The following is a 20,197-nucleotide window of genomic DNA, read 5'->3' as shown; positions in this document are numbered from 1 at the left end:
AGCAACACCCCGTGCTGAACGGATTCAAGGACTTCATACTTCGCGGGAACGTCATCTCGATGGCCATCGGTCTGGCCGTCGGATCGGCGTTCACGGCCGTCGTCACCGGCTTCAGCAAGGCGTTCATCACCCCGCTCATCGGTCTCGCCACCGGCTCCGTCGGCGACTTCAGCGAGGCCAGCTTCAAGGTCCAGGGCACGGTCTTCCCGTACGGCCTGGCCATCGCCGCCGTCATCGCGTTCGTCATCACGGCCGCCGTCCTGTACTTCCTGATCGTCGTCCCCATGGCGAAGATCCAGGACAAGTTCGCCAAGGCGGAGGCCGCCGACCCCAAGTCGGAGAAGCGCGACTGCCCCCGCTGCTTCACGGAGATCCCCGCCATCGCCTCCCGCTGCGCCCACTGCACCAGCGAGGTCGAGCCCACCACCGCCACCACCCTGGAGAAGCTGGGCGTCCCGGCGGCCCGCTGATCACCCGAACGGCCCACGGCCGGCCCCGTGCGGCCCGGGGAACCCGCACCTCCCGCCTGGCGTTGACCAGTACGGGAGGGTCCACTGGACGTGGTGGTCCCCCCTGACGAAGTCCGGGGGAGGACCGCCACGAAGCGAAGGGTTCCCCTGCCGCACCACCAGGAGGGCGTACCGTGCACCGCCGGCACAACGGGCTGAGGACCGCCGTACTCCTCGGAGGGCTCTCCGCCCTCATCATCGTCATCGGCAGCTTCTTCGGGCGCACGGGGCTGATCGTCGGCCTCGTCGTGGCGCTCGCCACCAACGCGTACGCGTACTGGAACAGCGACAAGCTGGCGCTGCGGGCCATGCGGGCCCGCCCGGTCAGCGAGTTCGAGGCACCGGCGCTGTACCGGATGGTGCGCGAGCTCTCCACCCAGGCCCGCCAGCCGATGCCCCGGCTCTACATCTCGCCGACCCAGGCGCCGAACGCGTTCGCCACCGGCCGCAACCCGCGCAACGCCGCCGTCTGCTGCACCGAGGGCATCCTCGCGATCCTCGACGAGCGCGAGCTGCGCGGCGTCATCGGCCACGAACTCAGCCACGTCTACAACCGGGACATCCTGATCTCCTCGGTCGCCGGAGCACTCGCGTCCGTGGTCATGTTCCTGGTCAACTTCGCCTGGCTCATCCCGGTCGGCCGCTCCAACGACGACGACGGCCCCGGCCTCCTCGGCTACCTCCTGATCGTCATCCTCGGCCCCATCGCCGCCTCGATCATCCAGCTCGCCATCTCCCGCTCCCGCGAGTACGAGGCCGACGCCTCGGGCGCCCAGCTCACCGGCGACCCGCTCGCGCTGGCCGGCGCGCTGCGCAAGCTGGAAGCCGGCACCAAGCAGCTACCCCTGCCCCCGGAGCCGCGGATCGAGACCGCGAGCCACATGATGATCGCGAACCCCTTCCGTCCCGGACAGGGTCTGTCCAAGATGTTCTCGACCCATCCGCCGATGGCCGAGCGCATCGCCCGGCTCGAACAGATGGCAGGTCGCCGCCCGTGAAGACAATCCTCAACGTCATATGGCTGATCCTGTGCGGATTCTGGATGTTCCTCGGCTACATGCTCGCGGGCGTCCTGCTCTGCATCACGATCATCGGCATCCCCTTCGGGCTCGCCGCGTTCCGCATCGGCGTCTACGCCCTCTGGCCCTTCGGGCAGACCGTCGTCGACCGCCGCGACGCGGGCGCGCCCTCCTGCGTCGGCAACGTCCTCTGGCTGATCCTCGCCGGCTGGTGGCTCGCCCTCGGCCACATCACCACCGGCATCGCCCTGTGCATCACGATCATCGGCATCCCGCTCGGCATCGCCAACTTCAAGATGATCCCCGTCTCCCTGCTGCCCCTCGGCAAGGAGATCGTCCCCACGGACCAGGCCGCGTACTACCAGGCCCACTGAGGGACCGGTGCGGAACCCGAAGTACGCCCTCGTCTCCGGCGTGTACGCCGTCGCCCTCTGCAAGGACGTCGACGGCCTGTACGGAGAGCCCGTGCCGCCGCCGCGCCCCGTCCACGAGGTGCGCGGCTGCGAGCCGCGCGGCGAGCTGGGCAGGGCCGTCACCCAGGCCGTCGTGGAGGGCACGGCGCCGCTCGGCACGCTCCACGTCCGGACCCCCGACGACCTCGCCTGGTGCTTCACGGGCGTCCGGGTCCTCGGCGCGCGCGGCGACGTCGTGATCGTCGAATCGGACGAGGGGCCCCGCAGGTCGTACACCGGGGCCCCGGCCGTGCCCTGCGGGAACCTCGTCCGCGTCTCGCCGCCGGAACCGGCGGACCGCACCCACACCGACGTCACCTTCGTCGGCTGCTCGCCCCGCGGCGGGCTGCGGGACGCCCTCGCCGCCGGGGCGGCCGAGTTCGAGGCCGTCCGCTACCAGGTCCTGGACGCGATCGGCAGCGTGCACCACGAGGCCGCGGCCGGTCACATCACCGGCTGGGACGCCTCGCACCGCGCCCACGACCTGGTCGACCTCACCGTGTCCTTCCCCCGGTCGGGACTCGTGCCGCACCAGGTCCGGGAGGTCTGGGAGCTGTGGCGGGGCGACCGGCCCGCCGAAGCCGGCAGCTGGCGGCGGTTCACCGGAGCGGCGCGCGGCGAGTGGCTCACCCAGGCCGCCCGCAGGTCCGCCGGCGCCCCGGAGATCGTCCCGGGCACCACCTACCACCTCGACGGCGCCGACGTCGTCGACGAGGACTCGTTCCTCTGCGCCCTGGGGGAGGCCGTGCACGGCCCCGGCCGCGCCCTCGGCGTCGGCGCGCCCCGGGCGATCGGCGAGCTCCTCGCGGGCACCACGCTCGTCTGGCACCGTGCCGACGTGGCCCGCGTCTGCCTCGGCGTCCTGCCCTACGCCGAGGGCCGCCCGGCCACCTTCCGGGAGTTCGTCGACGGCCTCACGGCCGCGGGGGTACGGCTCGTCCTCGACTGACGGCCCACGCCACCACACCCGCCGCGACGACCCCCGCCCCGGCGAGCACGGACCCGAGGGGCAGGGCGAACGCCAGCACCCCGCACCCGGCCAGCCCGAGCGCGGCGAGCGGCCGGTTCCGCCCGCCCAGGGTCCAGGCGGAGGCGTTCGCGATGCCGTAGTAGACGAGCACGCCGAAGGACGAGAAGCCGATCGCGCCCCGCACGTCCGCCGTCGCGGCCACCACCGCCACCACCGCGCCCACCGCGACCTCGGCCCGGTGCGGCACGTGGAAGCGCGGGTGCACGGCGGTCAGCGCCGTGGGCAGGTAGCCGTCCCTGGCCATCGCCAGGGTCGTACGGGACACCCCGAGGATCAGCGAGAGCAGCGAACCGAGGGCCGCGACCGCCGCGCCCACCGTGACGGCCGGCACGAGCCATTCGGCGCCCGCCGCGCGGGCCGCGTCGGCCAGCGGCGCGGGGGAGTGGGCGAGGGCCGCCGGGCCGAGGACGGTGAGCACGCTGACCGCGACCAGCCCGTAGACGGCGAGCGCGATCCCGAGCGCCACCGGCACGGCCCGGGGGATCGTGCGGGCCGGGTCGCGGACCTCCTCGCCGAGCGTGGCGATCCGCGCGTACCCCGCGAACGCGAAGAAGAGCAAACCGGCGGCCTGCATGACCCCGCCCGTGTCGAGCTCCCCGCCGAGGGTGGCGCGGGACGCCTCGCCGGCGCCCAGGGACACCGCGGCCACGGCCGCGAGCACCGCGAGGACCACCGCCACGACGGTCCGCGTGACCAGGGCCGACTTCTGAACTCCGCCGTAGTTGACGGCCGTCAGGGCCACCACGGCGGCGACCGCCACCGCATGCGCCTGCTCCGGCCACACGTACGCCCCGACGGTCAGCGCCATCGCCGCGCAGGAGGCCGTCTTGCCGACCACGAACGCCCAGCCGGCCAGGTACCCCCAGAACGACCCCAGGCGTTCGCGACCGTACACATACGTGCCGCCGGACGCCGGATAACGGGCCGCGAGCCGGGCCGACGCCATCGCGTTGGCGTACGCCACGACGGCCGCGATCCCGAGCGCCCAGAGCAGCCCCGCCCCCGACCCGGCCGCGCCCGCGGCCGGCCCGAGCGCGACGAAGATCCCGGCCCCCACCATCGAGCCGAGCCCGATCACCACCGCGTCGAAGACGCCGAGCGACCGGCGCAGTTCCTCTGTCATGCCCCGCACACTAAGGCCCCCGCCTCAGACGGCGAGCCCGGTCTCCCGCAGGGTGATGTTCAGCCGTCCCGTCAGCCCCAGTGCCGGCTCGGCCGTCCCCGGGTACACCCGGGGCACCCCGTGGTGGACCCACCGCGACTCCCCGCCGAAGACGAACAGGTCACCGGAGGCCAGATCGACGTCCCGATAGGGCCGTCCGCGGTTCTCCTCGTTACCGAACCGGAAGACGCACCGGTCCCCGAGGCTCAGCGACACCACCGGCGCACCGGAGCGCTCCTCCCGGTCCTGGTGCATGCCCATCCGCGCCCCCGGCGCGTAGAAGTTCACGAGCGCCGTGTCGGGAGCGAAGCCGCCGTCGTCGCCGTACGCCTCCACCAGCGCCTCCCGGCCCAACGCCGCCAGCCAGCCCGGCAGTTCGACCCCGACCGAGTCGAGATAGCGGTACGGCACCCACTGCCGGCCCAGGCACAGCGACCGCACCGACATGACGCCCCCGCCCGGCAGCACGGTCTGCCGGTACGGCACGGGCCCCCGCCCCCACTCCCGGCAGGCCTCCACCAACTCCCGCTGCCGCGCGAGCGGAAGCCACCCCGGCACGTGCACGGCCCCCGGCCCGACCACGGCCCGCTCCCGCGGAAAGAGCCCCTCGGTCACACCCCGGCCCCTCCGCGCCCGAGCGCCCCGACCCCTCCGAGCCCGAGCGTTCCCGCGCCTTCGAGCCCGGCCCCTTCGAGCCCGGCCCCTTCGAGCCCGAGCAGCCGCTCCTTGCGCTCCAGCCCCGCCGCGTACCCGCGCAGGCTCCCGTCGGCCCCGATCACCCGGTGGCAGGGCCGCACCACGAGCAGCGGATTGCGCCCGATCGCCGTCCCCACCGCCCGCACCCCGGCCCCGGACGAACCGACCCTGCGGGCGATCTCCCCGTACGACACGGTCGTCCCGTACGAAATCCCGTCCAGCGCCTCCCAGACCCGCCGCTGGAACGCGGTGCCGACGTCCGTCGCGAGCTCCAGCTCGAACCGGTTCCTGCGCCCGGCGAAGTACTCGCCCAGCTGCCCCGCGGCGTCCTCGAACGCCTCCGGCGCGGGCGTCCAGCCGTCCCCGACCTCCACGCCGCCCTTCTGCCCCGGCAGGGACAGCGAGCACAGCACGGCACGGCCCCCTTCGACGAGACGCCCGACCAGCAGCATCTCGCCCAGGGGGCCGTCGACGTACGCGTACACGGTCATGACTGGTTCCTCTCCCCGCACGGGTCTCTCACGACCCAGTGTGCGGGGCCCGCCGGCCCTCCGGCTGGCGGTATTCGGACACCTGCCTCGACGGGTCAGCGGTAGTTCACGAACTGGATCGCGAAGTCGAAGTCCTTGCCCTTCAGCAGCGCCTGCACGGCCTGCAGGTCGTCCCGGCTCTTCGAGCTGACCCGCAGCTCGTCGCCCTGCACCTGCGCCTTGACGCCCTTGGGGCCCTCGTCCCGGATGGCCTTCGCGACCTTCTTGGCGTTCTCCTGCGAGATGCCCTCCTGCACCGAGGCGAAGAGCTTGTACTCCTTGCCGGACAGCTGCGGCTCACCCTCGACGTCCAGCGACTTCAGCGAGATCCCGCGCTTGATCAGCTTGGACTGGAAGATGTCGAGGATCGCCAGGACGCGCTCCTCGCCGCTCGCCTGCATCAGGATCTTCTCGCCCGACCACGAGATCGAGGCGTTGGTTCCCTTGAAGTCGTAGCGCTGCGAGATCTCCTTCACGGCCTGGTTGAGGGCGTTGTCGACCTCCTGCCGCTCGACCTTGGACACGATGTCGAAACTGGAGTCGGCCATGACTCGTGGCTCCTTGTTCGGGTGCTGTGGGGTACAGCCCAAAGCCTAGGCCTTCGCCACGCCCCGATCCGCTGATCAATCCGGTGGCGAACCACCCCCCGGCATCAGGTATTGTTTACGTCGTTGCCAAGGAACACCGCCGCAAGCGGTGATCCGAAGCAGCGAACCCATGGCGATGTGCCCGAGTGGCCAATGGGAGCGGACTGTAAATCCGTCGGCTTAGCCTACCCAGGTTCGAATCCTGGCGTCGCCACGTGAAGAAGGTCCCCAGTGCTTGCACTGGGGACCTTCACTCGTTTCCGGGGGCGGTTCGCGGGGCGTGCCGCGGACCGGGCGGGGGTCAGTTGCCCGCGACGTCCTTGACGGCGACGGAGAGCGGGGTGGAGCCCGAGACGAGTTCGAGGGTGAGGCCGGCGGTCGCGGGCGTGTCGAGGAGTTCGGCGAGGGCGGCGGCGACGTCGTCGCGGGGGACGGGGCCGCGGCCGGTACGGGCCTCCAGACGGACCAGGCCGGTGCCGGCGTCGTTGGTGAGGGCGCCCGGGCGCAGGATCGTCCAGTCCAGGGTCGTACGGGTGCGGATGTCGTCGTCGGCGGCGCCCTTGGCACGCAGGTAGGCGTCGAAGACCTCGTCGCCCGGGTGGGTCGCGTCCGCGCCCATCGAGGAGACGACGAGGTAGCGCCGGACGCCGGCCCGTTCCGCCGCGTCGGCGAAGAGCACCGCGGCCGCGCGGTCCACCGTCTCCTTGCGGGCCGCGTCGCTGCCCGGTCCCGCGCCGGCCGCGAAGACGGCCGCGTCGGCGCCCTGCAGGACGGCGGCGACCATTTCGACCGACGCCGACTCCAGGTCGAGGACGACGGGCTCGGCGCCCGCCTCCCGCAGGTCGGCGCCCTGTTCCGGTCTGCGGATGATCCCCGCGACCTCGTGCCCGCCCGCCGAGAGCAGCCTTTCCAGGCGCAGGGCGATCTGTCCGTGTCCTCCAGCGATGACGATGCGCATACTCACGACCGTACGACGGGACCGGCCGGAGGGCTCCCCGGCTCGGGCGGACGCTCCGGACGCGCCTGGCGGGGCAGGTCGAGGGCCGCCGCGGAGTCGCAGTACTCCCGCACCGCGCTGGTCCGCGCCACCACCCGCCCCCGGTGCACCACGATCCGGCTGTACGCCAGGGACAGCACGCCCGACAGGCGCTCGCCGCGCACCGCCAGCAGCTCCGCGGGGAAGCCCGCCTCCACCCGCACCTCCGGCAGCCCCATCGCCGCCCGCGCCCCGGTGCTCACCGCCGCGTACGCCTCCTGGGGCGGCAGCCCGCCGAGCGAGGCGAGGAGGTAGGCCGCCTCCAGAGGGTCGCCGCGCCCCACCGGGTTGGACACGTCCCGCATCGCCCCGCTGCCCGCGGCGAGCCGCACGCCGGCCGCCCGCAGCAGCCGGACCGGCGCGGCGCCGCGCAGCTCCGTACCGCCGCAGCCGCCCTGCGGCAGGCACACCACCGTCGCGCCGGCCGCCGCCAGCTGGTCGGCCGCCCGCCGCGCCGCGTCGCCGGGGAGCCGGCCGAGCCCGGCGCACGGGCCGATCGTCACCCCGGGCCGCAGTCCGCCGGCCATCGCCGCGAGCCGCGCGAGGCGGGCCGGGTCGTCGGCGTCGGTGTGGAGGTCCACCGGGACGCCGTGCTCGGCGGCGACCTCCAGAACGGCCTCCACGTACCCCGCCGGGTCCGGGTCGAGGTCCGGGCAGCCGCCGACCACGCCGGCGCCCATCTTCACGGCGTCCCGCAGCATCGCCAGCCCGTCCGCGCCGGCCACCCCGGTGAGCAGCCGGGGGACGGCGACGGCCGTGAGGTCGGCGAGGCCGCGCAGCGAGCGCCGGGACTGGAGCACGGCCTCCAGCGGGCCGAGCCCCTGGACGTCGCCGATCCGCACGTGCGCGCGGAGCGCGGTCGCGCCGTGCCCGAGCTGGAGCAGCGCGGCCTCGGTGGCCCGGCGCTGCACCTCGTCGGGGGCGTACGAGACGGGGCCGGGGGTGTCGGCGGAGAGGGCGGTGTCGGCGTGCGCGTGGGGTTCGGCGGGGGCGGGCAGCAGCAGGTACCCGGCGAGGTCGACCCGGGCGCCGACGGCGGCCAGGCTGCCGGCCGTGCCGACGGCCTCGATGCGGCCGCCGGCGAGCCTGACGTCCACGGTCCGGCCGTCGGCGAGGCGGGCGTGGGAGAGCAGGAGCGAGGTCGAGTCGGCGGTGGTGGCGGCCCCGTCCTCGGGTGGCTGGGGCTGCTTGCTGTCGGCTGACATCGGGCTCCTCAAGGCTCCTGCAAGATCAAGATCACGCAGCGTGGGGCCGAGCCTAGGGCGGCTCGGACCCGCCTTCGAGGAGGTGCGCAAAAGTCGTACCGACGAGTCCACGAGTGGCCTACGTGACGCCTGGTGAGGGCCGTCGCGGGGGTGCGGGGAAACGGATTTGGGTGATGGGCCGGAGACCGTGTAATGTCTTCCTCGCTCGCCCCAATAGCTCAGTCGGTAGAGCGTCTCCATGGTAAGGAGAAGGTCTACGGTTCGATTCCGTATTGGGGCTCTGGTGAGAGGGATCCCGCCTTCGGGCGGGATCCGGATCATCAAAGCGGTGTAGCTCAGTCGGTAGAGCAAGCGGCTCATAATCGCTGTGTCACCGGTTCAAGTCCGGTCACCGCTACACACGGTAGCCGATTGTGGGGTCGGTCCTGCGATCGGCTACTCTTTCATGCGTTAATCCATCCTATCCGTCCGTCAAGGAGCACTCACGTGGCTGCCACCGACGTCCGCCCGAAGATCACGCTGGCCTGCGTGGAGTGCAAGGAGCGGAACTACATCACCAAGAAGAACCGGCGTAACAACCCGGACCGTCTTGAGATGAAGAAGCACTGCCCTCGCTGCAACTCGCACACCGCGCACCGCGAGACGCGCTAACCAGGCTCGTACACGAGGCCGTCCCCACCAGGGGGCGGCCTCGTGTCGTTTATCGCAACAGATCCAGCAGGAGGTATCGAGTCCATGGCGCTCGACCAGTCCTTCGTGGGCCGGACCTATCCGCCCACCGCGCCCTATGAGGTCGGCCGGGAGAAGATCCGCGAATTCTCCGAGGCGATCGGTGACGCGAATGCCGCGTACACCGATCAGGAGGCGGCCAAGGAACTCGGTCACCCCGATGTGATCGCCCCGCCGACCTTTGTGTTCGCCATCACCTTCAAGGCCGCCGGCCAGGTGATCGAGGACCCGCAGCTGGGCCTCGACTACAGCCGCGTCGTCCACGGCGACCAGAAGTTCGCCTACACCCGGCCGGTACGCGCCGGGGACCGGCTCTCGGTCACCTCCACCATCGAGGCGATCAAGTCCCTCGCGGGCAACGACATCCTCGACATCCGCGGCGAGGTCCACGACGCCTCCGGCGAGCACGTCGTGACCGCCTGGACCAAGCTCGTCTCCCGCGCACCCGAGGGGGCCTGACCATGACCGCGAAGATCGCCTACGACGACGTCGAGGTCGGCACCGAGCTGCCCGCGCAGAGCTTCCCCGTGACGCGCGCCACGCTCGTGCAGTACGCCGGCGCCTCCGGGGACTTCAACCCCATCCACTGGAACGAGAAGTTCGCCGTCGAGGTCGGACTCCCCGACGTCATCGCCCACGGCATGTTCACCATGGCCGAGGCCGTCCGCGTCGTCACCGACTGGGCCGGCGACCCCGCCGCCGTCGTCGAGTACGGCGTCCGCTTCACCAAGCCGGTCGTCGTCCCCAACGACGGCAACGGCGCGCTGATCGAGGTCTCCGCCAAGGTCGCCGCGAAGCTGGACGACCAGCAGGTGCGGGTGGACATCACCGCCATGAGCGCCGGGCAGAAGGTGCTGGGGATGTCGCGGGCCGTGGTCCGCCTCGCCTGACGTCACGAGCGTCACGGGCCCGTCGCGGAAGCGGCGGGCCCGTACTCTTGAGCCCGTGCAGCCACTCCACGACGCCCCCCTCGCGCCCCTGACCACCTTCCGGCTCGGCGGCCCCGCCACCCGGCTCGTCACCGCCACCACCGACGACGAGGTGGTCGCGGCGGTCCGCGAGGCCGACGCCGCGGGGACCCCGCTGCTGATCATCGGCGGCGGCTCCAACCTGGTCATCGGGGACAAGGGCTTCGACGGCACGGCGCTGCGGATCGCCACCACCGGCTTCACCCTGGACGGCACGCGCCTGGAGCTCGCCGCGGGCGAGGTCTGGACGGACGCCGTGGCGCGGACCGTGGAGGCCGGACTCGCCGGGATCGAGTGCCTGGCCGGCATCCCCGGCTCGGCAGGCGCGACCCCGATCCAGAACGTCGGCGCGTACGGGCAGGACGTCTCCGCGACCGTGACCGAGGTCGTCGCCTACGACCGGCGCGCGGGGGAGACCGTCACCCTCACCAACGCCGAGTGCGCCTTCTCGTACCGGCACAGCCTCTTCAAGGACCTGCCCGACCGGTACGTGGTGCTGCGCGTCCGCTTCGAGCTCGAGGACGCCGACGGGATGTCGGCGCCGATCAAGTACCCCGAGACCGCCCGCGCCCTCGGGGTGGAGGCGGGGGACCGGGTGCCGCTCGCGACGGCCCGCGAGACCGTCCTGAAGCTCCGCGCGGGCAAGGGCATGGTCCTGGACCCGGAGGACCACGACACCTGGTCCGCGGGTTCCTTCTTCACCAACCCGATCCTCACGGCGGGGGAGTACGAGGGCTTCCTCGCGCGCGTGGCCGGGCGCCTCGGCCCCGACGTCCTGCCGCCGGCGTTCCCCGCGGGCGAGGACGGCGCCGTGAAGACCTCCGCCGCCTGGCTGATCGACCGGGCCGGCTTCACCAAGGGATACGGCTCCGGCCCTGCCCGGATCTCCACCAAGCACACGCTCGCCCTCACCAACCGGGGCGAGGCGACCACCGAGGACCTGCTCGCGCTCGCCCGCGAGGTCGTCGCCGGGGTCCACGACGCCTTCGGGATCACCCTCGTCAACGAGCCGGTGACGGTCGGCGTATCCCTTTAGGGGCTTTAGGGGCTTTAGGGGCTTTAGGGGCTTTAGGGGCTTTAGGGGCTTTAGGGGCTTTAGGGGCTTTAGGGGTGCCCGGGAGTGCCCGGGAGTGCCCGGGAGTGCCCGTCCGGCGGGCCCCCCGGCCCCGCTTCGGAGCGGGGCCTAGTACGCCACGCCGACGCCCTGCCGTACCGTCGCGCGGTCGTCGATCATCTTCAGCATCGCGTGGGCCACGTCGGCGCGGGCGAGGGAGCGGCCGCGGGGCGGGGTGCCGCCGACGACCGTGCGGTAGCGGCCGGTGAGCCGCTTGTCCGTCAGCTTGGGCGGGCGCACGGCGGTCCAGTCGGCGGAGCTGGCGGCGAGGTCGGACTCCATGACCCGCAGGTCGGCGTAGACGTCCTTGAGGACCGAGTTGATGATCGCGAGGACGGCCTTGTCCACGAGGGCCTGACCGTCCGGCACCGGGCCGAGCGGGGCGGCGCTGACCACCAGGAGGCGGCGCACGCTCTCCACCTCCATCGCGGTGAGCACCGAGCGGGTGAGCCGGGCGGCCACGCCCGCGTCGGCCCTGCTCCGGGCGCCGAGGCCGGAGAGGACCGCGTCCCGGCCCGTGACCGCCTCGCAGAGGGCGTCGGGGTCCGACAGGTCGGTCCGATGGACGACGAGCCGCTCACCGGTCACCGTCAGCCGCGCCGGGTCCCGCACGACCGCCGTCACCTCGTGGCCGGAGTCCAGCGCCTGGCGGACGATCTCCCGGCCGATGCCGCCGGTCGCACCGAAGACTGTGAGCTTCATGTCGCATCCCCCATAGTGGGTAAGTGTTCACTCACCCTCAGGGTGGGTGGATACTCACTCACGCGTCAAGCGTCGATGGAGGATGCATGGAACAGAAGCCCACCCGGGTGCGGATCATCGACGCCGCCCGCGAGCTCATGCGGACCGCGGGCCTCGCCCGCACCACGACCAAGGAGATCGCCAAGGCCGCCGGCTGCTCCGAGGCCGCGCTCTACAAGTACTTCGCGAGCAAGGAAGAGCTCTTCCTGACCGTCCTGAACGAGCGTCTGCCCCGGCTCGGCGGGCTCCTCGACACCCTCGCCGCCGACCCCGGCGGCCGCACCGTCGAGGAGAACCTCACCGAGATCGCCCGGCAGGCCGCCCTCTTCTACGAGGAGACCTTCCCGGTCGTCGCCTCCCTGTACGCGGAACCGCAGCTCAAGCGCCGCCACGAGGAGGCCATGCGCAGCTACGGCAGCGGACCCCACAAGCCCGTCGAAGGGCTCGCCGCCTACCTCCGCGCCGAGCAGCGGCACGGCCGCATCCACCCCGACGCCGACCCGGTGGCCGCCGCCTCCCTGCTCCTCGGGGCCTGCGTCCAGCGCTCCTTCGTCTGGGAGATGAGCCAGGACCGCAGGCCGCCGGACACCCTCGACGAGTTCGCCCGCACGGTCGCCCGCACCCTGGTCCAGGGCCTCAGCCGCTGATCCAGTCGTCGATCCCCGCCAGCAGCTTCGCCTGTACGTCCTCCGGAGCCGCCGACCCCCGCACCGACTGACGGGCCAGCTCCGCCAGCTCCGCGTCCGTGAACCCGTGGTGCCGGCGGGCGATCTCGTACTGCGCCGCGAGCCGCGAGCCGAACAGCAACGGGTCGTCGGCGCCCAGGGCCATCGGCACCCCCGCCTCGAAGAGGGTCCGCAGCGGCACGTCCTCGTGCTTCTCGTACACGCCGAGGGCCACGTTCGACGCCGGGCAGACCTCGCACGTCACCCCGCGCTCGGCGAGCTTCCGCAGCAGCCGCGGGTCCTCCGCCGACCGCACCCCGTGGCCGACCCGGGCCGCCCGCAGGTCGTCCAGGCAGTCCCGCACCGACGCCGGGCCCGTCAACTCGCCGCCGTGCGGGGCCGCCAGGAGCCCGCCGTCCCGGGCGATGGCGAAGGCCCGGTCGAAGTCCCGCGCCATGCCCCGCCGTTCGTCGTTGGAGAGCCCGAAGCCCACCACGCCCCGGTCCGCGAACCGCACCGCGAGCCGCGCGAGCGTCCGCGCCTCCAGGGGGTGCTTCATCCGGTTCGCGGCGACGAGCACCCGCATCCCGAGCCCCGTCTCCCGCGAGGCCGCGTCGACCGCGTCGAGGATGATCTCCATCGCCGGGATGAGCCCGCCCAGGTGCGGGGCGTACGAGGTCGGGTCGACCTGGATCTCCAGCCACCCGGAGCCGTCCCGCACGTCCTCCTGGGCCGCCTCGCGGACCAGCCGCTGGATGTCCTCCGGCGCGCGCAGGCAGGACCGTGCGATGTCGTACAGGCGCTGGAAGCGGAACCAGCCGCGCTCGTCGGTCGCCCGCAGCTTCGGAGGCGTACCGCCGCTCAGCGCCTCGGGAAGGTGCACGCCGTACTTGTCGGCCAGCTCGATGAGTGTCGTGGGCCGCATCGAACCGGTGAAGTGCAGGTGCAGATGGGCCTTGGGCAGCAGGGTGAGATCGCGGGAATCGTGCTCCATCGACCGATCCTGCCGCACCCGAACGGACCAACACACCCCCTTTCCCCGATCGGGACCTTGCTAGAACGTAAAAACGGGCCCCCGGTTCCGGAGAACCAGGGGCCCGACCAGCCCTCGAATGCGAGGACTGCACTACGTATCAGTCGCGCGCCTCGGCGAGGAGCTTCTGGATCCGGCTGACGCCCTCCACCAGGTCCTCGTCGCCCAGCGCGTACGACAGGCGCAGGTAGCCCGGGGTGCCGAAGGCCTCGCCCGGGACGACCGCGACCTCGGCCTCGTCCAGGATCAGGGCGGCGAGCTCGACCGAGGACTGCGGGCGCTTGCCGCGGATCTCCTTGCCGAGCAGGCCCTTCACCGACGGGTACGCGTAGAACGCGCCCTCGGGCGTCGGGCAGTAGACGCCCTCGATCTCGTTCAGCATCCGCACGATCGTCTGGCGGCGGCGGTCGAAGGCCTCGCGCATCTTCGCGACGGCGTCCAGGTTGCCCGAGACGGCGGCGAGCGCGGCGACCTGCGCCACGTTGCTCACGTTGGACGTGGCGTGCGACTGCAGGTTCGTCGCGGCCTTCACGACGTCCTTCGGGCCCACGATCCACCCGACGCGCCAGCCCGTCATCGCGTACGTCTTCGCCACGCCGTTGACGACGATGCACTTGTCGCGCAGCTCGGGCACGATCGTCGGCAGCGAGACGAACTTCGCGTCGCCGTAGACCAGGTGCTCGTAGATCTCGTCCGTCAGGACCCACAGGCCGTGCTCGACGGCCCAGCGGCCGATCGCCTCGACGTCGGCCTCGCTGTACACCGCGCCGGTCGGGTTGGACGGCGACACGAAGAGGACGACCTTGGTCTTCTCCGTGCGCGCGGCCTCCAGCTGCTCCACCGAGACCCGGTAGTTGGTGGTTTCGTCGGCCACGACCTCCACCGGGACGCCGCCCGCGAGGCGGATCGACTCGGGGTACGTGGTCCAGTACGGGGCCGGGACGATGACCTCGTCACCCGGGTCGAGGATCGCGGCGAACGCCTCGTAGATCGCCTGCTTGCCCCCGTTGGTCACCAGGACCTGGGAGGCGTCGACCTCGTAGCCGGAGTCGCGCAGCGTCTTCTCGGCGATGGCGGCCTTCAGCTCGGGCAGGCCGCCGGCCGGCGTGTAGCGGTGGTACTTCGGGTTCCTGCAGGCCTCGACGGCCGCCTCGACGATGTAGTCCGGGGTCGGGAAGTCGGGCTCGCCGGCGCCGAAGCCGATCACCGGGCGCCCGGCGGCCTTGAGGGCCTTGGCCTTGGCGTCGACGGCGAGGGTGGCGGACTCGGAGATCGCACCGATGCGGGCGGAGACCCGACGCTCGGTGGGAGGGGTAGCAGCGCTCATGCGGCCCATCGTCCCAGACCGTATGGAGGCCCGACACACAGGTTTCACGGACCGGACAGGACCGGTCATTACCGGTCGTACGCCCGCCCCGCGGCAGGTCGGCCTGGTTTCTGTTCGACGCGGGGGCCCCTGACCACGTATGCTCACTGCTCGTTGGCCCACACCGACCACATCTCACGATGCGGTAGGTTGGGGGCACCGACAAAGGGTCGTAGCTCAATTGGTAGAGCACCGGTCTCCAAAACCGGCGGTTGGGGGTTCAAGTCCCTCCGGCCCTGCTACACACACCGCCAGGTGTTGTGCGCATGTACGTACTTCATTGCACCGCCGTGCGGCTCCACCCGGGCGCGGCACGGCCGACCCGGAATCAGGTGAGAGATCGTGACGGACGCCGTAGGCTCCATCGACATGCCTGATGCCGACGACGAGGCCGCGGACTCGAAGAAGAAGTCCCGCAAGGGCGGCAAGCGCGGCAAGAAGGGCCCCCTGGGCCGTCTCGCGCTCTTCTACCGCCAGATCATCGCCGAGCTCCGCAAGGTCGTCTGGCCCACGCGCAGCCAGCTGACGACGTACACCACCGTGGTGATTGTCTTCGTCGTCATCATGATCGGCCTCGTTACCGTGATTGACTATGGCTTCCAGGAAGCAGTCAAGTACGTCTTCGGCTGACTTTTTGTTCCACCCCATCTGTATCGCAGGAAGAAGCAGCCACCGTGTCTGACGCGAACCTGAACGACGCCTTCGAGTCCGAGTCCGTCGAGGACGAGCTGGACACCGTCGAGGCCGCCGACGAGGACCTGGCAGACGCTGCTGACGACGCTGCCGCCGAGGCCGCCGAGGAGTTCGCCCTCGAGACCGAGGACGAGGACGAGGCGGAGTCCGACGAGGACGACGAGACCGTCGACGCCGACGACGAGGACGACACCGTCGAGGCCGAGGTCGAGGACGACGAGGAAGAGACCGAGGAGGAGGCCGAGCCGGCCGCCCCGGTCGACCCGGTCGCCGCGCTCCGCGAGGAGCTGCGCACCCTCCCCGGCGAGTGGTACGTCATCCACACCTACGCGGGCTACGAGAAGCGCGTGAAGGCCAACCTCGAGCAGCGTGCCGTCTCGCTCAACGTCGAGGACTTCATCTACCAGGCCGAGGTCCCCGAGGAAGAGATCGTCCAGATCAAGGGCGGCGAGCGGAAGAACGTCAAGCAGAACAAGCTCCCCGGCTACGTCCTCGTCCGCATGGACCTGACGAACGAGTCCTGGGGCGTCGTCCGCAACACCCCCGGCGTCACCGGCTTCGTGGGCAACGCCTACGACCCGTACCCGCTGACCCTGGACGAGATCGTCAAGATGCTCGCCCCGGAGGCCGAGGAGAAGGCCGCCCGCGAGGCCGCCGAGGCCGAGGGCAAGCCGGCTCCGGCCCGCAAGCTGGAGGTCCAGGTCCTGGACTTCGAGGTCGGCGACTCGGTCACGGTCACGGACGGTCCCTTCGCGACCCTCCAGGCCACGATCAACGAGATCAACCCGGACTCGAAGAAGGTCAAGGGCCTCGTCGAGATCTTCGGTCGCGAGACCCCGGTCGAGCTGAGCTTCGACCAGATCCAGAAGAACTGATCTCACCGTCTTCCGAACAGGTCAGAGTGGCTGTCGAAGCCGCTCTGACCTGCTCGGTTTTTGGCCGCACGTCTATACCCGTTATCGTTGTGCGGTATGCCTGCATCCGGATGACCGGAAGGCGGGCTGAACACTCTCACTAGGACCCGGAGAGAGCAATGCCTCCCAAGAAGAAGAAGGTCACGGGGCTTATCAAGCTCCAGATCAACGCTGGTGCGGCCAACCCGGCCCCGCCGGTCGGCCCCGCGCTGGGTCAGCACGGCGTCAACATCATGGAGTTCTGCAAGGCCTACAACGCCGCGACCGAGTCGCAGCGTGGCATGGTCGTGCCGGTGGAGATCACGGTCTACGAGGACCGCACCTTCACCTTCATCACCAAGACTCCGCCGGCCGCGAAGCTGATCCTCAAGGCCGCTGGTGTGGACAAGGGCTCCGGCGAGCCGCACAAGACCAAGGTCGCCAAGCTCACGGCCGCCCAGGTCCGCGAGATCGCCACGGTCAAGCTGCCCGACCTGAACGCCAACGACCTGGACGCCGCGTCCAAGATCATCGCTGGCACCGCCCGCTCCATGGGCATCACGGTCGAGGGCTGATCACCCCCCCCTCGTGACCTCTAGTGGTAGGGCCGGCGCGGCCCGCACCACGACTCCATACCTGAACCAACAGGAGAAGCAGTGAAGCGCAGCAAGGCTCTCCGCACCGCGGACGCCAAGGTCGACCGCGAGCGGAACTACGCTCCCCTCGAGGCCGTCCGCCTCGCCAAGGACACCGCCACCACGAAGTTCGACGGCACCGTCGAGGTCGCCTTCCGCCTGGGTGTCGACCCGCGCAAGGCCGACCAGATGGTCCGTGGCACCGTGAACCTTCCGCACGGCACCGGCAAGACCGCCCGGGTCCTGGTCTTCGCGACCGGTGACCGTGCCGAGGCCGCGATCGCCGCGGGCGCCGACATCGTCGGCTCCGACGAGCTCATCGACGAGATCTCCAAGGGCAACCGCCTGAACGAGTTCGACGCCGTGGTGGCCACCCCGGACCTCATGGGCAAGGTCGGCCGCCTCGGCCGCGTCCTCGGCCCGCGTGGTCTCATGCCGAACCCCAAGGTCGGCACCGTCACCCCCGATGTCGCGAAGGCTGTCAACGACATCAAGGGCGGCAAGATCGAGTTCCGCGTCGACAAGCACTCGAACCTGCACTTCATCATCGGCAAGGTCTCCTTCGACGAGACCAAGCTGGTGGAGAACTACGCCGCGGCTCTGGAGGAGATCCTCCGTCTGAAGCCGTCCGCCGCCAAGGGCCGCTACATCAAGAAGGCGACCCTGACGACGACGATGGGCCCCGGCATCCCGCTGGACTCCAACCGCACCCGCAACCTCCTCGTCGAGGAGGACCCGGCCGCGGTCTGAACCCCATCGGTTCACTGAGTGGTCAGCCGGCCCCCGCCTTTCTCACGAGAGGCGGGGGCCGGCTCTTTGTTACGGTTCGAGGAACCGTAAAGACGTGGATCAAGGGGTGGGGAACACTCATGAGCAAGTCCGCATGGAAGCGCGCGGGCGTCGCCCTGACGGCCCTGGCCGTCGTGACGGGCGTCGCGGGCTGTCAGGACGGCGACGCGAAGGCCGGGGGCGCGAAGGCCGGCGGCACGCAGGCGGCCCCGGAGGCGCGGACGCAGACCCTCGGAGACGCCACGAAGGCGATCCAGGCCGCGTACCGCAAGACCTCGGCCGCCAAGGCCGCCAAGGTCAAGATGACGATGAGCGTGAAGGGTGTCGGCGCGGAGTCGGGCACCGTCGAGATGACCGGCGTCCAGGGCTGGGCCCCGGCGTCGATGGACATCACGATGAAGGGCTCCATGCTGTCCGCGGGCGACCCGGACGCGCCCGAGCAGATGCGCATGATCATGCTCGACCAGGTCATGTACGTCGACATGGGTGCCGAGCAGGCCGCCGAGATGGACGGCAAGCGCTGGATGAAGCTGGACATGAAGGCCGCCGCGGACGCCTCCGGCAGCGCCGCGATGCGGAAGCAGATCACCGGCGGCATGGACAACATGAACCAGGACCCGGCCCAGCAGCTCGCCCTGCTCCTCGACTCCCCGGACCTGAAGCACGTCGGTGCCGAGAAGATCAACGGCATGGAGACCGAGCACTACAAGGGCACGCTCACCTTCGAGCAGATGCTCAAGGCCAACGAGTCCTCGAAGCTCCTCTCCAAGGAGGAGCACGACCAGCTCATCGCCAACGTGAAGAAGACGGGCCTCAAGGGCTACGAGACCGAGCTCTGGGTGACCGAGGACGGCTACCCGGCGCGCATGGACATCGGCATGACCATGGCCGAGGGCACGATGAACATGCGGGCCGACTACAGCGACTACGGCACCAAGGTCGCCGTCCAGGCCCCGCCGGCCAAGGACACCGTCGACCTCTTCGAGATGCTGAAGGGCCTCGGCAAGGCCTGATTTGCCCCCGGCCGCCCGGGTCGCGTACGCTTCCACAGAAGCCAAAGACCGCTGGTCGTTGCTGTGCCCTTACCGGGTGCGGTGGCCGAAGGATCCGCTGACAACGGACGACCCGCGCAGGTGACTGTGGAAGGTTCCCGGACTTTGTCCGGTCGAGCTGAGCCCCGTGCGCCTGCGCCCGGGGCGTTTTGTTTTGTCCAGCCACCTTCTGAGCGGTCCTCATCACCCGGAAGGAGGCCGAAGCACTATGCCGACGCCCAACAAGGCTGCATCGGTGGCCGAGCTCAAGGACGCGTTCCAGAGCTCCAACGCCGCCGTGCTGACCGAGTACCGGGGTCTCACCGTGGCGCAGCTCAAGACGCTGCGTCGTTCGCTCGGTGAGAACGCCCAGTACGCCGTGGTGAAGAACACGCTGACCAAGATTGCGGCCAACGAGGCCGGGATCACCGCACTGGACGAGCACTTCGCTGGTCCGACCGCGGTCGCCTTCGTCACCGGTGACCCGGTGGAGTCGGCGAAGGCCCTGCGTGACTTCGCCAAGGAGAACCCGAACCTCATCATCAAGGCCGGTGTCCTTGACGGTAAGGCTCTCTCCGCCGACGACATCAAGAAGCTTGCGGACCTTGAGTCCCGCGAGGTTCTGCTCAGCAAGCTGGCCGGCGCGTTCAAGGGCAAGCAGTCTCAGGCTGCCTCGCTCTTCCAGGCGCTGCCGTCGAAGTTCGTCCGCACCGCGGAAGCGCTTCGCGTCAAGCTCGCCGAGCAGGGCGGTGCCGAGTAATTCGGCTCGCGCATTGATCCGTGCCGCCTAGTGCACGGGTCGTAGCGGGCCGTTACGCCCGCCTCTAAAGACACATCGGCACCTGCCGAATTAGTGGAAGGATCGCCCATCATGGCGAAGCTCTCTCAGGACGACCTCCTCGCCCAGTTCGAGGAGATGACCCTCATCGAGCTCTCCGAGTTCGTGAAGGCCTTCGAGGAGAAGTTCGACGTCACCGCCGCCGCGGCCGTCGCCGTTGCCGGCCCGGGTGCCCCGGTCGCCGGTGCCGAGGCTGTCGAGGAGCAGGACGAGTTCGACGTCATCCTCGAGGGTGCCGGCGACAAGAAGATCCAGGTCATCAAGGTCGTGCGTGAGCTCACCTCCCTGGGCCTGAAGGAGGCCAAGGACCTCGTCGACGGCACCCCGAAGCCGGTCCTCGAGAAGGTCGCGAAGGAGGCCGCCGAGAAGGCTGCCGAGTCCCTCAAGGCCGCCGGCGCCTCCGTCACGGTCAAGTAAGACCGTTTCGAGTCGCTGAAGCTGACTCCTGCTCCCGTGTAACGCGGGAGCAGTCAAAG

At 70.8% G+C, this 20,197-nt stretch carries 24 protein-coding genes, 4 tRNA genes and 1 pseudogene; 20 read left to right on the top strand and 9 right to left on the bottom strand.

All coding sequences use genetic code 11. The features are described 5' to 3' along the window. Positions 1-11 precede the first annotated feature (11 nt). The 4 genes from mscL to ACIQFX_RS06025 all read left to right on the top strand — a co-directional run bounded on the left by mscL (position 12) and on the right by ACIQFX_RS06025 (position 2,929). Positions 12-470 (top strand): large conductance mechanosensitive channel protein MscL, encoded by a 459-nt coding sequence (mscL, locus tag ACIQFX_RS06040; protein ID WP_402459265.1) that lies wholly within the window; start codon positions 12-14, stop codon positions 468-470. Between the two features lie 173 nt (positions 471-643). Next, on the top strand, positions 644-1,507 hold the full coding sequence (htpX, locus tag ACIQFX_RS06035; RefSeq protein ID WP_402459264.1) for a zinc metalloprotease HtpX: 864 nt from the start codon (positions 644-646) through the stop codon (positions 1,505-1,507). Beyond that, positions 1,504-1,902, top strand: a complete 399-nt coding sequence (locus ACIQFX_RS06030; protein ID WP_402459262.1) for a YccF domain-containing protein — start codon at positions 1,504-1,506, stop codon at positions 1,900-1,902. Before htpX ends, ACIQFX_RS06030 begins: the two co-directional genes overlap by 4 nt. Before the next feature lie 7 nt (positions 1,903-1,909). Continuing rightward, positions 1,910-2,929 (top strand): hypothetical protein, encoded by a 1,020-nt coding sequence (locus tag ACIQFX_RS06025; RefSeq protein WP_402459260.1) that lies wholly within the window; start codon positions 1,910-1,912, stop codon positions 2,927-2,929. Here the strand turns inward: ACIQFX_RS06025 and ACIQFX_RS06020 are convergent. From ACIQFX_RS06020 to ACIQFX_RS06005, 4 genes are all read right to left on the bottom strand, one after another. Next, positions 2,895-4,133, bottom strand: coding sequence for an APC family permease (locus ACIQFX_RS06020; protein ID WP_402459258.1), 1,239 nt, complete (start codon positions 4,131-4,133; stop codon positions 2,895-2,897). The two genes, ACIQFX_RS06025 and ACIQFX_RS06020, sit on opposite strands and share 35 nt — an antisense overlap. 24 nt (positions 4,134-4,157) lie before the next feature. Further along, positions 4,158-4,787, bottom strand: a complete 630-nt coding sequence (locus ACIQFX_RS06015; protein ID WP_402459256.1) for an alpha-ketoglutarate-dependent dioxygenase AlkB family protein — start codon at positions 4,785-4,787, stop codon at positions 4,158-4,160. After that, a complete protein-coding gene (locus ACIQFX_RS06010) occupies positions 4,784-5,359 on the bottom strand; it encodes a methylated-DNA--[protein]-cysteine S-methyltransferase (protein WP_402459254.1) in 576 nt (191 codons plus the stop codon). The genes ACIQFX_RS06015 and ACIQFX_RS06010 overlap by 4 nt, the downstream gene beginning before the upstream one ends. A gap of 95 nt (positions 5,360-5,454) precedes the next feature. Next, positions 5,455-5,946: a YajQ family cyclic di-GMP-binding protein gene (locus ACIQFX_RS06005; protein WP_367827665.1), complete on the bottom strand. Its 492-nt coding sequence runs from the start codon at positions 5,944-5,946 to the stop codon at positions 5,455-5,457. Between the two features lie 171 nt (positions 5,947-6,117). On the opposite strand from ACIQFX_RS06005, the gene ACIQFX_RS06000 reads away from it, so the two are divergent. Further along, positions 6,118-6,199: transfer RNA gene (locus tag ACIQFX_RS06000), tRNA-Tyr, on the top strand. An 87-nt stretch (positions 6,200-6,286) separates the two neighbouring features. Here the strand turns inward: ACIQFX_RS06000 and ACIQFX_RS05995 are convergent. Together ACIQFX_RS05995 and ACIQFX_RS05990 are read right to left on the bottom strand one after the other, a co-directional pair. Then, a complete protein-coding gene (locus ACIQFX_RS05995) occupies positions 6,287-6,943 on the bottom strand; it encodes an NAD(P)H-binding protein (RefSeq protein WP_402459252.1) in 657 nt (218 codons plus the stop codon). A 2-nt stretch (positions 6,944-6,945) separates the two neighbouring features. Beyond that, positions 6,946-8,226: an amidohydrolase family protein gene (locus ACIQFX_RS05990; RefSeq protein ID WP_402459250.1), complete on the bottom strand. Its 1,281-nt coding sequence runs from the start codon at positions 8,224-8,226 to the stop codon at positions 6,946-6,948. Positions 8,227-8,433: 207 nt separating this feature from the next. Between ACIQFX_RS05990 and ACIQFX_RS05985 the strand changes: the two genes are divergently transcribed. From ACIQFX_RS05985 to ACIQFX_RS05960, 6 genes and pseudogenes are all read left to right on the top strand, one after another. Next, a tRNA-Thr gene (locus ACIQFX_RS05985) sits at positions 8,434-8,506 on the top strand. Positions 8,507-8,550: 44 nt separating this feature from the next. Further along, positions 8,551-8,623, top strand: a tRNA-Met gene (locus ACIQFX_RS05980). 89 nt (positions 8,624-8,712) lie between these two features. Continuing rightward, positions 8,713-8,877 carry a 50S ribosomal protein L33 gene (rpmG, locus tag ACIQFX_RS05975; RefSeq protein ID WP_003956487.1) on the top strand — a complete coding sequence of 55 codons (165 nt, stop codon included), beginning with the start codon at positions 8,713-8,715 and terminating at the stop codon, positions 8,875-8,877. 84 nt (positions 8,878-8,961) lie between these two features. Continuing rightward, a complete protein-coding gene (locus ACIQFX_RS05970) occupies positions 8,962-9,414 on the top strand; it encodes a MaoC family dehydratase N-terminal domain-containing protein (protein ID WP_376485974.1) in 453 nt (150 codons plus the stop codon). A 2-nt stretch (positions 9,415-9,416) separates the two neighbouring features. Further along, positions 9,417-9,845 (top strand): MaoC family dehydratase, encoded by a 429-nt coding sequence (locus tag ACIQFX_RS05965; RefSeq protein WP_402459248.1) that lies wholly within the window; start codon positions 9,417-9,419, stop codon positions 9,843-9,845. Between the two features lie 37 nt (positions 9,846-9,882). Beyond that, positions 9,883-10,959: pseudogene (locus ACIQFX_RS05960) on the top strand (UDP-N-acetylmuramate dehydrogenase); the annotation flags it as partial. Positions 10,960-11,106: 147 nt separating this feature from the next. Here the strand turns inward: ACIQFX_RS05960 and ACIQFX_RS05955 are convergent. Then, a complete protein-coding gene (locus ACIQFX_RS05955) occupies positions 11,107-11,739 on the bottom strand; it encodes an NAD(P)-dependent oxidoreductase (protein WP_402459246.1) in 633 nt (210 codons plus the stop codon). Positions 11,740-11,825: 86 nt separating this feature from the next. Here ACIQFX_RS05955 and ACIQFX_RS05950 point away from each other — a divergent pair, with 86 nt between their 5' ends. After that, positions 11,826-12,425, top strand: coding sequence for a TetR/AcrR family transcriptional regulator (locus tag ACIQFX_RS05950; RefSeq protein ID WP_402459244.1), 600 nt, complete (start codon positions 11,826-11,828; stop codon positions 12,423-12,425). Here the strand turns inward: ACIQFX_RS05950 and ACIQFX_RS05945 are convergent. Together ACIQFX_RS05945 and ACIQFX_RS05940 are read right to left on the bottom strand one after the other, a co-directional pair. Then, complete coding sequence (locus ACIQFX_RS05945) at positions 12,415-13,437, bottom strand: adenosine deaminase (protein ID WP_402459242.1); 1,023 nt, start codon at positions 13,435-13,437, stop codon at positions 12,415-12,417. The genes ACIQFX_RS05950 and ACIQFX_RS05945 overlap by 11 nt on opposite strands. A 139-nt stretch (positions 13,438-13,576) precedes the next feature. Then, positions 13,577-14,803 (bottom strand): pyridoxal phosphate-dependent aminotransferase, encoded by a 1,227-nt coding sequence (locus ACIQFX_RS05940; protein ID WP_402459240.1) that lies wholly within the window; start codon positions 14,801-14,803, stop codon positions 13,577-13,579. 205 nt (positions 14,804-15,008) lie between these two features. Here ACIQFX_RS05940 and ACIQFX_RS05935 point away from each other — a divergent pair. From ACIQFX_RS05935 to rplL, 8 genes are all read left to right on the top strand, one after another. Beyond that, positions 15,009-15,081: transfer RNA gene (locus ACIQFX_RS05935), tRNA-Trp, on the top strand. A gap of 103 nt (positions 15,082-15,184) precedes the next feature. Next, positions 15,185-15,472, top strand: coding sequence for a preprotein translocase subunit SecE (gene secE, locus ACIQFX_RS05930; protein WP_017239539.1), 288 nt, complete (start codon positions 15,185-15,187; stop codon positions 15,470-15,472). Between the two features lie 44 nt (positions 15,473-15,516). Then, a complete protein-coding gene (gene nusG, locus ACIQFX_RS05925) occupies positions 15,517-16,410 on the top strand; it encodes a transcription termination/antitermination protein NusG (protein ID WP_402459238.1) in 894 nt (297 codons plus the stop codon). A gap of 158 nt (positions 16,411-16,568) precedes the next feature. Further along, a complete protein-coding gene (gene rplK / locus ACIQFX_RS05920; RefSeq protein WP_015035536.1) occupies positions 16,569-17,003 on the top strand; it encodes a 50S ribosomal protein L11 in 435 nt (144 codons plus the stop codon). An 81-nt stretch (positions 17,004-17,084) separates the two neighbouring features. Continuing rightward, complete coding sequence (gene rplA, locus ACIQFX_RS05915) at positions 17,085-17,813, top strand: 50S ribosomal protein L1 (protein ID WP_352017067.1); 729 nt, start codon at positions 17,085-17,087, stop codon at positions 17,811-17,813. Between the two features lie 119 nt (positions 17,814-17,932). Continuing rightward, entirely contained in the window at positions 17,933-18,865 is a 933-nt protein-coding gene (locus ACIQFX_RS05910) for a hypothetical protein (protein ID WP_402459235.1), read from the top strand. A gap of 247 nt (positions 18,866-19,112) precedes the next feature. Then, positions 19,113-19,643, top strand: a complete 531-nt coding sequence (rplJ, locus tag ACIQFX_RS05905; protein WP_030687887.1) for a 50S ribosomal protein L10 — start codon at positions 19,113-19,115, stop codon at positions 19,641-19,643. A gap of 111 nt (positions 19,644-19,754) precedes the next feature. Beyond that, a complete protein-coding gene (gene rplL, locus ACIQFX_RS05900) occupies positions 19,755-20,138 on the top strand; it encodes a 50S ribosomal protein L7/L12 (protein ID WP_073910766.1) in 384 nt (127 codons plus the stop codon). Positions 20,139-20,197 lie beyond the last annotated feature (59 nt).

It is taken from the genome of Streptomyces sp. NPDC093089, assembly GCF_044754405.1.
In the GTDB taxonomy this organism is placed as follows: domain Bacteria; phylum Actinomycetota; class Actinomycetes; order Streptomycetales; family Streptomycetaceae; genus Streptomyces.
Note: the sequence above shows the minus strand (reverse complement) of the source record. Positions and strands in the feature narration are given on the sequence as shown.

Bases quoted from the DNA above. Each gene is read 5' to 3' on its own strand.
- ACIQFX_RS05950 (WP_402459244.1), top strand. From the start codon at position 11,826: ATGGAACAGAAGCCCACCCGGGTGCGGATCATCGACGCCGCCCGCGAG.
- ACIQFX_RS05965 (WP_402459248.1), top strand. From the start codon at position 9,417: ATGACCGCGAAGATCGCCTACGACGACGTCGAGGTCGGCACCGAGCTG.
- rplL (WP_073910766.1), top strand. From the start codon at position 19,755: ATGGCGAAGCTCTCTCAGGACGACCTCCTCGCCCAGTTCGAGGAGATG.
- ACIQFX_RS05955 (WP_402459246.1), bottom strand. From the start codon at position 11,739: ATGAAGCTCACAGTCTTCGGTGCGACCGGCGGCATCGGCCGGGAGATC.
- ACIQFX_RS05945 (WP_402459242.1), bottom strand. From the start codon at position 13,437: ATGGAGCACGATTCCCGCGATCTCACCCTGCTGCCCAAGGCCCATCTG.
- ACIQFX_RS05940 (WP_402459240.1), bottom strand. From the start codon at position 14,803: ATGAGCGCTGCTACCCCTCCCACCGAGCGTCGGGTCTCCGCCCGCATC.
- ACIQFX_RS05970 (WP_376485974.1), top strand. From the start codon at position 8,962: ATGGCGCTCGACCAGTCCTTCGTGGGCCGGACCTATCCGCCCACCGCG.
- rplK (WP_015035536.1), top strand. From the start codon at position 16,569: ATGCCTCCCAAGAAGAAGAAGGTCACGGGGCTTATCAAGCTCCAGATC.
- ACIQFX_RS05995 (WP_402459252.1), bottom strand. From the start codon at position 6,943: ATGCGCATCGTCATCGCTGGAGGACACGGACAGATCGCCCTGCGCCTG.
- ACIQFX_RS06020 (WP_402459258.1), bottom strand. From the start codon at position 4,133: ATGACAGAGGAACTGCGCCGGTCGCTCGGCGTCTTCGACGCGGTGGTG.
- ACIQFX_RS05910 (WP_402459235.1), top strand. From the start codon at position 17,933: ATGAGCAAGTCCGCATGGAAGCGCGCGGGCGTCGCCCTGACGGCCCTG.
- rplJ (WP_030687887.1), top strand. From the start codon at position 19,113: ATGCCGACGCCCAACAAGGCTGCATCGGTGGCCGAGCTCAAGGACGCG.
- ACIQFX_RS06010 (WP_402459254.1), bottom strand. From the start codon at position 5,359: ATGACCGTGTACGCGTACGTCGACGGCCCCCTGGGCGAGATGCTGCTG.
- ACIQFX_RS05990 (WP_402459250.1), bottom strand. From the start codon at position 8,226: ATGTCAGCCGACAGCAAGCAGCCCCAGCCACCCGAGGACGGGGCCGCC.
- ACIQFX_RS06005 (WP_367827665.1), bottom strand. From the start codon at position 5,946: ATGGCCGACTCCAGTTTCGACATCGTGTCCAAGGTCGAGCGGCAGGAG.